Origin of the sequence: Kitasatospora sp. NPDC059803 (assembly GCF_042732255.1) — a bacterium.
Taxonomy (GTDB): Bacteria; Actinomycetota; Actinomycetes; order Streptomycetales; family Streptomycetaceae; genus Kitasatospora.
In genome coordinates this window covers 2,068-12,804 of sequence record NZ_JBHWIJ010000255.1, presented here as the reverse complement: position 1 = coordinate 12,804, position 10,737 = coordinate 2,068, and the positions used below count along the sequence as shown (strand labels likewise).

Genomic DNA, 10,737 nt, shown 5'->3' with positions numbered 1-10,737 from the left:
CTCGCGGGGTGTGCGAGCCCCGCCCGGTACGGGAGTCGGGCGCTCCGTCCGCAGCGTGCGAGCGGGGCTTGCGCGCCTCGTGCGCCGCCTGCGGGTGCACGGACACCCCGAGGACGGCCGGCGAGCCGCCCGTCACCGCGATGTCGCCCACCCGATCGGTGCGCAGCACGCTCGCACCCAGCGCGCGCAGCCGGTCCACCGTCCGCACGGACGGATGCCCGTACGCGTTTCCCTCGCCGCACGAGATCAATGCCAGCCGGGGACGCAACGCACCGGTCAAAGCCCAGTCCTGATGCGCCGATCCGTGGTGCGCCACCTTCAGGACGTCCACCCGCCCCAACCGGCCCAGCAGCGCCGACTGGGCAGGCGGTTCGAGGTCCCCGAGCAACGCCATCCGCAGTCCGCCCGCCACCGACACCACCAGCGCGACGCTCGCGTTGTTCGCCCCCGGGGCCTCGACAGCCGCCCCGGCGTCGGGCCAGACCACCTCCCAGGACAACCCCGGGCCCGCCGAGCGCCGTTCACCGCGCCCCGCGCGCAGCAGCGGGACTCCGGCCCCGACCGCCCAGCCCGCCACCCGGGCCGCCTCACCCGGTGGATCGTCCAGGGTCGTGCCCTCGATCGCTCCGACCCGACGGCCCCGGACCACCCCCGGCACACCCTCGACGTGATCGGCGTGGAAGTGCGTCACCACCAACAGCGGCACTTCCGTGACACCCAGATCCCGCAGGCACCTGTCGGCGGCGTTCGGATCCGGCCCCGCATCGACCACCACCGCGCTGTCCGGTGCACCGGCCGCGAGCACCAGCATGTCCCCTTGGCCCACGTCGCACATCACCATCCGCCACCCCGGCGGCGGCCAGCCGGTCGCGATCCGGGTGAGCTGCGGTGGCCGCAGCAGCACGGCCAGCAGGACCACGAGCAGCACCCCCGTCACCAGCGCCCGTACCCACCGCCGCCGGGCGCGGACGGGCTTGCCGGACGGCGCTCGCCGTGGCAGCAGGAGCGGCATCACCCAGCAGGCCGCCAGGGTGGCCAGCGCGACCGTCGCCGTCCCGAACCACCCGCCCGGCCAGGAGAGTTGGCCGCCCGGGAGTTCGGCGCCGCGCCGCGCCACCAAGGCGAGCCAGCCGACCGGCACTCCGGCCGGCTCCGCGAGCAGGCGGGCCAGGTCCGGGAGGAGCGGCTGCAGCACGAGCACCCCGAAGCCGAGCAGGGTCGCCGGGGCCACCGCCAGTTCGGCCAGCAGGTTGCACGGGATCGCGACCAGGCTGACGTGCCCGGACAGCACCACCGTCACCGGCGCGCACAGGGCCTGGGCGGCGGCCGTCGCCGCCAGGGCACCCGCCAGGTGGTGCGGCCAGCGCCGGGACCGCAGCGCCTCGGCCCAGTGCGGCCCGAGGACGAGCAGCCCGGCCGTGGCGAGCACCGAGAGCAGGAATCCGAAGGAACGCGCCAGGAACGGGTCGAGCAGGACGAGCACCAGGACCGCTCCGGCGAGCGCGGGCACCGCCTGCCGGGGCCGGCCGGTGGCCAGCGCGAGCATGCCGATCAGCCCCGTCCCGGCCGCGCGCAGCACGCTGGGCTCCGGCCGGCAGACGGCGACGAAGGCCAGCGTCAGCGCCGTCCCGAGCAGCGCGCTGGTGTGCAGCGAGAGCCCCAGCAGCGCGGCCAGCCCGCGCCGTTCCGGGGTGCCGGCCTGCCCCGGGGCGCCCAGCAGCGCGCCGAGGACGATCGCCAGGTTGGCCCCGCTCACCGCCACCAGGTGCACCAGGTCGGTGGCCCGGAAGGCGTCCTCAAGGTCGTCGGGCAGTCGCGAGGTGTCCCCCACGACCAAACCCGGGAGCAGTCCGCGCGCGTCCGGCGGGAGCCCGTCGCTGGCCGTGCGCAGACCGGCACGCAGCCGCCCGGCGATCCGCTGCGGCAGGTTCGGCGGCGCGAGGCGGCGGGGCGGGCCGTGGACGACCAGCAGCGCCGCGCACTCGGTGTCGTAGCCGTCTCCCGCGGGCCGCACCTCGGCCTCCACCACCAGCCGCTCCGACGGGAGCAGCCCCTGCCAAGGCCCGGATTCCGCGCCCCGGACCATGACGGTCACCGGGGTCCGCGTCCGGGTACTGCGCCCGTCCGGCAGGAGCGTGACCCGGTCGGCCACCGCGTCGACGGTGAGGAGGGTCTGCCCGCCGGTGGTCCCGCCCCGGGCCGCGTGGGACTTCGGGTCCCCCGCGACGGTCAGCTCCGCCTCCACCACCCGAGCGGGCTCGCCCGGGGATCGCGGCGGGGCGTGCTCGGCCGCTCGGACGAGCTCCGGCAGCGGCCCCCGGTGCAGATCGGCGGTGTGCAGCGGGGTGGCCACCGCGGCGGCGGCTCCGGTGAGCAGGACGGCGGCCAAGGTCACCGCCGCTGCGCGTCGGCGTGGGAACGCGGGCCTGACGAGCAGCAGGACGGCCGCCAGTGCGGCGGCACCCGCCAGGCCGAAGGCGAGGACGTCGTACCCCGGCTCCAGGCCGAGGAGCGCGGCCGTCACCACCCAGGCCGAGACGGCGGGAAGCAGCAGCCGGAAGTCGGCACCGGTGGAGCGGTTCGGCAGGTTCGGTTCGATGGTGGCGGGCACGGCGGTACCTCCCTTCGGATGGTGGCGGCGACGGACGAACGACGACGAGCAACGACGGCCGACGACGGACGGGCGGGAGAACAGGCGGGCAAGGGGACGGACGGGGAGGTCAGAGGGTCAGCAGCGGTCGGAGTTCCGCGAACGTGCGCGCCCCGATGCCGCTGACCTGCCGAAGCTGGTCGAGCGTGCGGAACGAGCCGTGCGACGTGCGGTAGGCGAGGATGCGCTGGGCGAGGGTCGGGCCGACGCCGGGGAGGGTGTCCAGCTGTTCGAGGCCGGCGCGGTTGAGGCTGACGGGCGGTCTGGGCGTGCCGGCCGCCGGCGGTCCGTTGCCGGCCCCGGCGCCCGGGGCGGAGGCCTGAGCCGGCTCGCCGACCAGGATCTGTTCACCGTCCGTCAGGACCCGGGCCAGGTTGAGGCTTCGGGTGTCCGTCTCCGGCAGCGGACCGCCCGCCGCCCGTAGGGCGTCGGCCACCCGCGAGCCGCCGGGCAGGGTGTGCAGGCCGGCGAGGTGAACCCGCCCGCCGATGTCGACCACGACGACCGCCCCGCCCCCGGGGCCGACGGGATCGGCCGCCGAGACCGCGGCCGGGCCCAGGCCCAAGGCCGGAGTCGACACGGACGCGGATGCCGCCCCCTCTGCCCCCTCCGCCCCCGGTGAGACCGGTGAGACCGGGGCGGACGCCAACGCCGGCACGGCCACCGCCTGCGGTCTGGCCAGCCAGAAGTACTGCACGGCGTAGCCGACCGCGAACAGCAGCAGGACGGCCAACCCGGCCACCGCCCGCCGGTCGAGTGCCATCGCCGAGCCGAATCGAAGGCCCGACCCGGCCCCCGGCCCCGGCGGATCCGCGTCACCGCCCGCCCTGACCGGCTCCAACGGCACAGACGGCACAGGCGGCGCAGGCCCCGCCGACGGAGGCCGCTCCCCCGCCCCGGCCGGAACCGCGCCCGAAGGCGGCCCGGTCGACGCGAGCGCGCCCATCGCGGCACCGGAGCCCACCGGCCCGCCCGCCCCGGCACCGGCACCGGCCTCTGCTCCCGCCCCATCGCCCGCGACGCCGCCGGTCGGCAGCAGCGCCGCCATCCGCAGCCGGACGGTCTCGTTGATCTCGTGGCGCTTCGCCGCGCCCAGGCCCATGGTCGTCATGCCGAGGACGGTAGGAGTCCTCGGCAGAGTGCGCAGAAATTACCGAACCCCTGTGGATAACTCAGGGGTTGTGGACAAAACAGATCACTCACACGAGTGATCAGCGCCGCGAGGAGTTGACCAGAGCCCGCGACGCGGCACGCCCGGCCCGCTCAGCGCGGCGCGACGACCACCGCGAGCAGCCCCGGCCCGACGTGCGCGCCGATCACCGCCCCCACCTCGCCCACGTACAGCTCCCGCAGCCCCGGCACCCGGGCCCGCAGCCGCTCCGCGAGCGGCTCGGCCCGTTCCTCGGCCGCCAGGTGGTGCACGGTGATGTCGACCTCCCCGCCCCCCGACCGCTCGACGGCGATCTCCTCCAAGCGCGCGATCGCCCGCGACGCGGTGCGCACCTTCTCCAGCGGTTCGATCCGCCCCCCGTCCAGGTGCAGCAGCGGCTTGACCGCCAGCGCCGACCCGAGCAGCGCCCGCGCCGCCCCGATCCGGCCGCCCCTGCGCAGGTGTTCCAGGGTGTCGACGTAGAAGAACCCGCTGGTCACGGCCGCCCGCCGGGTGGCGGCCTCGGCCGCCTCCGCCAGGTCCCGCCCGGCCGCGATCGCCTCGGCCGCCGCCAGCACCGCGTATCCGAGGGCCATGCCGACCAGTCGGCTGTCCACCACCCGCACGGGTACCGGCGCCTCGGCGGCCGCCAGCCGGGCGGCCTCCACCGTGCCGGACAGCTCGCCGGAGATGTGCACCGAGACGATGCCCTTCGCCCCGGCCTCGGCGGCGGCCCGATAGGCGGCGGCGAAGGCCTCGGGGTTCGGTCGGGAGGTCGTCACCCGCTGCTTGTCGCGCAGCGCCTCGGCGACGTCCTTGGGGGAGATCTCGACGCCTTCGCACAGGACCGCGTCACCGACCGCGACGCTCAGCGGGACCACCGTGATCCCGTACCGGTCGAGGGTCTCCTGCGGCAGGTAGGCCGTGGAGTCGGTGACAAGTGCGAGGTCAGAGGGCATGAGGCGGAGATTACTCCCCGTTCGTCCGGGAGGACAGCGCCCGGGTGCGAGCCCCGAAAGGCCCCGAGGGCGCCGCCGGAGCAAGCACGCAGCACCCGCCGAAGCACGGCCGCAGCACCCGGCGCGGGGTGCTCAGCTCAGGCTCGGCTCGGCTCGGCTCGGCTCAGCCTGCCGTGGGCCCCGCCGACGGCTTCCGCAGCCGCTGGGCCAGCTTGGCCAGCGGATCGACGAGTCCGAGGAGCTCCTCGGCGCTCGGACGGCTCTTCCCGTCCGTCAGCCCGGCCCGCACAGCACCCCCGGAGGCCGCCCCCGAGCCAGAACCCGAGCCCGCCCCCGAACCCGAGGACGCGGACGACGCGGAGGAAGCAGCGGAGCCGGAGCCAGAGGCGGACGCGGACGACGACTCCCCCGAGGTGTCCCAGTGCCGCAGCGCCCCCGCCTCGCTCTCGCACTCCTGGCTGAGCCGGCTCAGCTCGTCGTCCGCGAACCGGTGCATCCGGTCCTGCGCGGCCCAGCGCATGGTCTCCGCGGAGTGGGTGATCCGTTCGGCGCGCTCGCGCAGCTCCGGCAGCTTGGCCGCGATCCGCGCGGTGTCCGGCTCCCGCTCCAGCATCCGCAGTTCGCCGTCGAGTTCGGCGGCGTGTGCGTCGAGCCTGCCGAGCAGGGCGAGGGACTCGCCGAGCTGGCCGTCCTGGGGGAGGCCGCTCTCCAGCACCTGCCGGGTGCCGTCGAGCGAGGTGCGCAGACCGAGCCGGACGGCGGCGATCTGGCCGGGCGGTCCGACCTTGGTGAAGGTCTTCGCCTTGAGGGTGGCGTTCTCCACGGCGCGCCGGGCGTTGGCCTCGTGCCGCCCGATCTTCGTGGCGACGGCCTTCGCCGCCTTGACCGTGCCGACCACGGCCAGGACGAACGCCGCGATCCCGAAGAGCAGGACCAGGCCGATCATCACGCCGAACGCGTCCATCGCGAGCCACCTTCCGCCACCGTTTCGGCCCCCACCGGACCCAACGCGGGCCGTACTGCCGAGGGTTCCACGGTAGCCGCCGGATCGGGCCCGGGGCGGACGGAACGGGCCCGGGCGGCGGAGATCAGGGACAGATCGGGGATCTCCCCGAGGGTTCGAGGGTCCTCCCAGGGCCCCGGGCACGAGCGAGGGCGGGCGTCCCGAAGGACACCCGCCCCAGCAGCCTCGGCCGGCCGACTACCAGCCGACCGACATCAGCCGCGCGACCTCAACCGCAGCCGGCCGACCTGAGCCTCAGCCTCAACTGACCGACCTCAGCCTCAGCCTCTCAGCCTCAGCCCGTGACGATGTTCACCAGCTTCGGCGCCCGCGCGATCACCTTGCGCACCGGCGCCTCGCCGATCGCCGCGACTACGGCCGGGTCGGCCAGCGCCAGCGTCTCCAGCTCGGCGTCCGAGATCGTCGGCGCGACCTCCAGCCGGGCCTTCACCTTGCCCTTGAGCTGCACCACGCAGGTCACCGTCTCGTCCACCACGTACGCCGGGTCGGCGACCGGGTAGTCGGTGTGCGCCAGCGACTCGTCGTGGCCCAGCCGGCGCCACAGCTCCTCGGCGATGTGCGGGGCCAGCGGCGCGACGATCAGGACCAGCTGCTCGGCCACGGCGCGCGGCGTGGAGCCGCGCTTGACCAGGTAGTTGTTCAGCTCGATCGCCTTGGCGACGGCCGTGTTGAACCGCAGCCCGGCCATGTCGCCGCGGATGCCGTCGATCGCCTTGTGCAGGGCACGCAGCGTCGCCTCGTCCGGCTCCTCCTCGGTGACGACCAGGTCGCCGGTGGCCTCCGAGACGACGTTGCGCCACAGCCGCTGCAGGAAGCGGTACGAGCCGACGACGGCGCGGGTGTCCCAGGGGCGGGAGACGTCCAGCGGGCCCATGGACATCTCGTACAGGCGCAGCGTGTCGGCGCCGTACTCGTCGGCGATCTCGTCGGGCGCGACGGCGTTCTTCAGGGACTTGCCCATCTTGCCGGCCTCGCGCTTGACGGCCTCGCCCTGCCAGAAGTACTGGCCGTCGCGCTCCTCGACCTCGGCGGCGGGCACCGGGAAGCCGCGCTCGTCGCGGTAGACGTCGGCGGTGATCATGCCCTGGTTGAACAGCTTGTGGAACGGCTCGACGGACGAGACGTGGCCCAGGTCGTGCAGCACCTTGTGCCAGAAGCGCGCGTACAGCAGGTGCAGCACGGCGTGCTCGGCACCGCCGACGTACAGGTCGGCGCCGCCGGCCGGCTTGGTGGCCGTGGGGCCGAGCCAGTACTTCTCGTTGGCCGGGTCGACGACCGCCGAGGAGTTCGACGGGTCGACGTAGCGCAGCTCGTACCAGCACGAACCCGCCCAGTTGGGCATGGTGTTGGTCTCGCGCCGGTAGGTGCGGACGCCGTCGCCCAGGTCCAGTTCGACGTTGACCCAGGCCTCGTTGCGCGACAGCGGGGTCTTGGGCGAGGAGGTGGCGTCGTACGGGTCGTAGGTGTGCGGCGAGTAGTCCTCGACCTCGGGGACCTCGACCGGCAGCATCGACTCGGGCAGCGCGTGCATGACGCCGTCCTCGTCGTAGACGATCGGGAAGGGCTCGCCCCAGTACCGCTGGCGGCTGAACAGCCAGTCCCGCAGGCGGTAGTTGACGGTGCCCTCGCCGATGCCGCGCTCGGCCAGCCAGGCGGTGACGGCGGCCTTGGCGTCGACGACGCCCAGCCCGTCCAGCGTCAGCCCGTCCCGGGAGGAGTTGACGATGACGGAGTCGTAGGTGTCGAAGGCGTCGTCCCAGGCGGCCGGGTCCTCGCCGCGCCCGTCGGTGGGCTGGACGACGCAGCGCATCGGCAGCGCGAAGGCGCGGGCGAAGGCGAAGTCGCGGTGGTCGTGGGCGGGGACGGCCATGATGGCGCCGGTGCCGTAGCCCATCAGCACGTAGTCGGCGATGAACACCGGGACGGACGCGCCGCTGACCGGGTTCACGGCGTAGGCGCCGGTGAAGACGCCGGTCTTGACCTTGGCCTCGACCTGCCGCTCGACGTCCGACTTGGCGGCGGCGGTGGCGCGGTAGGCGGCGACGGCCTCGGCGGGGGTGGCTGCGCCGCCGGTCCACTCGGCGGGCACGTCCGCGGGCCAGGCGGCCGGGACGATCGAGTCGACCAGGCCGTGCTCGGGGGCCAGCACCATGTAGGTGGCGCCGAACAGGGTGTCGGGCCGGGTGGTGAAGACGGTGATCTTCTCACCGGAGTCGACGGCGAAGTCGACCCGGGCGCCCTCGGAGCGCCCGATCCAGTTGCGCTGCTGGAGCTTGATGGCCTCGGGCCAGTCCAGCAGGTCCAGGTCGGAGATCAGGCGGTCGGAGTACGCGGTGATGCGCATCATCCACTGGCGCAGGTTGGACTTGAACACCGGGAAGTTGCCGCGCTCGGAGCGGCCGTCCGCGGTGACCTCCTCGTTGGCCAGGACGGTGCCCAGGCCGGGGCACCAGTTGACCGGCACCTCCTTGGAGTACGCCAGCCGGTACTCGCCCAGCAGTTCGTCGCGCTCGGCGGCGGACAGGTCGGCCCACGGGCGCCCGTCCGGGGTCGGCTTCGCGCCGGACTCGAACCGGGCGATCAGCTCGGCGATCGGCCGGGCCCGGCCGGCCTGCTCGTCGTACCAGGAGTTGAAGATCTGCAGGAAGATCCACTGGGTCCAGCGGTAGTACTCCGGGTCGATCGTGGAGATCGAGCGGCGCGGGTCGTGGCCCAGGCCCAGCCGGCGCAGCTGCTGGCGCATGTTGGCGATGTTGGCCTCGGTGGAGACCCGCGGGTGGGTGCCGGTCTGCACCGCGTACTGCTCGGCGGGCAGGCCGAACGCGTCGTAGCCCAGCGTGTGCAGCACGTTGTGGCCGGTCATCCGCTGGTAGCGGGCGTAGACGTCGGTGGCGATGTAGCCCAGCGGGTGGCCGACATGCAGGCCCGCGCCCGAGGGGTACGGGAACATGTCCATGATGAAGCTGTGCGGCTTCGCGGCGACGTCTCCGGCCGCCGGGTCGGCCAGCGCACCGGCGGGGTTGGGGGCGTTGAAGGTGCCCTCCTTCTCCCAGAGGTCCTGCCAGCGGGACTCGATCTCCGCCGCCAGCGCGGCGCTGTACCGGAACGGCTCGGTCGCGGTCTCGGCCGTGCCGGACGCAGGGGTCGTCTCGCTCATGGTCCTTCAAGCTCCATCGATGTCAGTTGGCGAACCGCGGACACGGCCGGCCCGTGAACGGGGGCGGAAAACAAAAAATCCCCTCGCAGGAGGGGACGCCACGCCGACTCCGGCACCGCCCGAGGGCGTAACCGGTCCTGGTCAGCGCGGCCGGCTAAGGAGCAGGCGCACGGTTCGCATGGGCTCAGGGTACCGCAAGCAGATCAGCGCGCTCCCGGGTATCCACCGGGGCCCGACGGCCCCGGGCCCGCCCCCGCACGGACCTCACCGCCGACCCGGGAAGCCCCCCACCACACGCCGCCCCCGCCCCGCCGACGCCGCCCCCGCCCCGCCACACACAGACCTCACCGCCCCGCCGACGCCGACCGCGTCGCCGCGTCGAAGTCGCGCAGCGCCCGCGCCAGCCGCTCGGACTGCATGCCCGCCGCGAGCGCCCGGGCGAGCGACGCGGTGCGGGCGGCCTCCCGCTGGTCGCCGAGGCGCCGGTGGGTCTCGGCGAGGCGGACCATCAGCAGCGCCTTGGACCGCCCGCGGCCGGCCCCCAGCCCGGCGACGGCCTCGGCGAGCAGCGCCTTGGCCATCCGGTGCTGGCCGAGTGCCAGCCGGCCCTCCCCCACCATCCCGGCGAGTTCGGCGCGGGCCGCCTCCGTGCCGGGCACGCCGTCGAGTTCGGCGAAGGCCCGGGCGGCGGCGGCCTCGGCCTGCTCGGCCTCGCCCCGGCGGCCGTGCGCGCGGGCGATCCGGCCGAGTTGCCGGGCCCGGCCGACGGGGCTCAGTGCGGAGCCGTGCCGGGCCAGGGCGGTGTTGAGCGCGGCGACGGCGTCCAGGCCGCGCCCTCCGGTGCCCTGGGTGGCGAGCACCACCAGGCCGCCGAGCACGGCGACGCCGAGCCGGACGTCGCCGCTGACGTGGGCGGCCCGCAGGGCGGCGACGAAGGCGCGCTGGGCGGCCGCGTCGTGGCCGAGGTCGTACGCGGCCCAGCCGGCCAGCCGGGCGAGCCGGCTGGCCGTGCCGTACAGCTCGCGGCCGACCCGTTCGTCGTAGGCGCCGAGTTCCAGCAGCTTGGCCAGCATGGCGAGTTCGGCCCGGGTGGGGCCGAGGACGAGTCCGCCGCCGCAGGAGCGTTCGAGCCGCTGCTTGCTGCGGTAGGACAGGCCGAGGTCGCCGACGAGGCCGGGGTCGATGCGCAGCGCCCCTTCGCCGCCCCCGACGGGCGGGGGCGGGGAGGCGAGCCGTTCGGCGGCCTGGTCGAGGTCGGCGCCGCGGAAGAGGTCGGTGAGGCGGACGGGCCCGGCGTCGGTGGCGGCCTCGCGCAGCGCGGTCTGAGCGGTGTCTGCGGTCCACGGGTCGGTGAGCAGCCGGGGCGAGAGGATCTTGGCGCCGCGGTGGCCGCCCATCCGGCCCCAGAGCTGTTCGTAGGTGACGGCGATGCCGAGGGTGCGGCTGAGCACTTCGCAGACGGTCTGGTCGTGCGGGCTGCGCGGCACCATGCCGCGGTCGCGCCACTTGTAGGGGGCGGTGGAGCTGATGGCCAGGCCTGGCGGCAGGGCGAGGCTCACCTCGCGGGCGAGCCGTTCCGGACTCCAGCCGAGCTGGTGCAGTATCCGGGCCAGTTCCTCGTTCCGCCTTCGCTCCAGATCGGCCATGGAACGACGGTAGCGGTCTTTCCGGCCCTTCCGCCGGTGGCATGCGCAGAACGCCGAAGGGGGGGGGGGGCCGGTGGGGGGGGGGGCCCCGGCGCGGGTGTGGGGAGGGGGGTTTGTAACACCCCCCGTGAGCTTGGCCAGTGAAGGGGGA

6 protein-coding genes are annotated in these 10,737 nt (G+C 74.8%); all 6 read right to left on the bottom strand.

All coding sequences use genetic code 11. The annotated features are described in order from the left end of the window. A partial coding sequence (locus ACFV6I_RS30515; RefSeq protein WP_380428781.1) for a ComEC/Rec2 family competence protein occupies positions 1–2,611 on the bottom strand: 2,611 nt, incomplete at its 3' end. Between the two features lie 109 nt (positions 2,612–2,720). Then, a complete protein-coding gene (locus ACFV6I_RS30510) occupies positions 2,721–3,761 on the bottom strand; it encodes a helix-hairpin-helix domain-containing protein (protein ID WP_380428779.1) in 1,041 nt (346 codons plus the stop codon). Positions 3,762–3,913: 152 nt separating this feature from the next. After that, the gene (locus ACFV6I_RS30505; protein WP_063347537.1) at positions 3,914–4,759 is read right to left on the bottom strand and encodes a DegV family protein; all 846 of its coding nucleotides are present in this window, start codon (positions 4,757–4,759) and stop codon (positions 3,914–3,916) included. Between the two features lie 163 nt (positions 4,760–4,922). Next, positions 4,923–5,723 (bottom strand): hypothetical protein, encoded by an 801-nt coding sequence (locus ACFV6I_RS30500; RefSeq protein ID WP_380428777.1) that lies wholly within the window; start codon positions 5,721–5,723, stop codon positions 4,923–4,925. A gap of 334 nt (positions 5,724–6,057) precedes the next feature. Next, entirely contained in the window at positions 6,058–8,940 is a 2,883-nt protein-coding gene (gene leuS, locus ACFV6I_RS30495) for a leucine--tRNA ligase (RefSeq protein WP_380428775.1), read from the bottom strand. A 344-nt stretch (positions 8,941–9,284) separates the two neighbouring features. Further along, positions 9,285–10,586 carry a hypothetical protein gene (locus ACFV6I_RS30490; RefSeq protein ID WP_380428774.1) on the bottom strand — a complete coding sequence of 434 codons (1,302 nt, stop codon included), beginning with the start codon at positions 10,584–10,586 and terminating at the stop codon, positions 9,285–9,287. Positions 10,587–10,737 lie beyond the last annotated feature (151 nt).

What these genes read in the sequence shown, in the direction of transcription:
- ACFV6I_RS30510 (WP_380428779.1), bottom strand. Translation starts at nt 3,761, where the DNA reads ATGACGACCATGGGCCTGGGCGCGGCGAAGCGCCACGAGATCAACGAG.
- ACFV6I_RS30505 (WP_063347537.1), bottom strand. Translation starts at nt 4,759, where the DNA reads ATGCCCTCTGACCTCGCACTTGTCACCGACTCCACGGCCTACCTGCCG.
- ACFV6I_RS30500 (WP_380428777.1), bottom strand. Translation starts at nt 5,723, where the DNA reads ATGGACGCGTTCGGCGTGATGATCGGCCTGGTCCTGCTCTTCGGGATC.
- leuS (WP_380428775.1), bottom strand. Translation starts at nt 8,940, where the DNA reads ATGAGCGAGACGACCCCTGCGTCCGGCACGGCCGAGACCGCGACCGAG.
- ACFV6I_RS30490 (WP_380428774.1), bottom strand. Translation starts at nt 10,586, where the DNA reads ATGGCCGATCTGGAGCGAAGGCGGAACGAGGAACTGGCCCGGATACTG.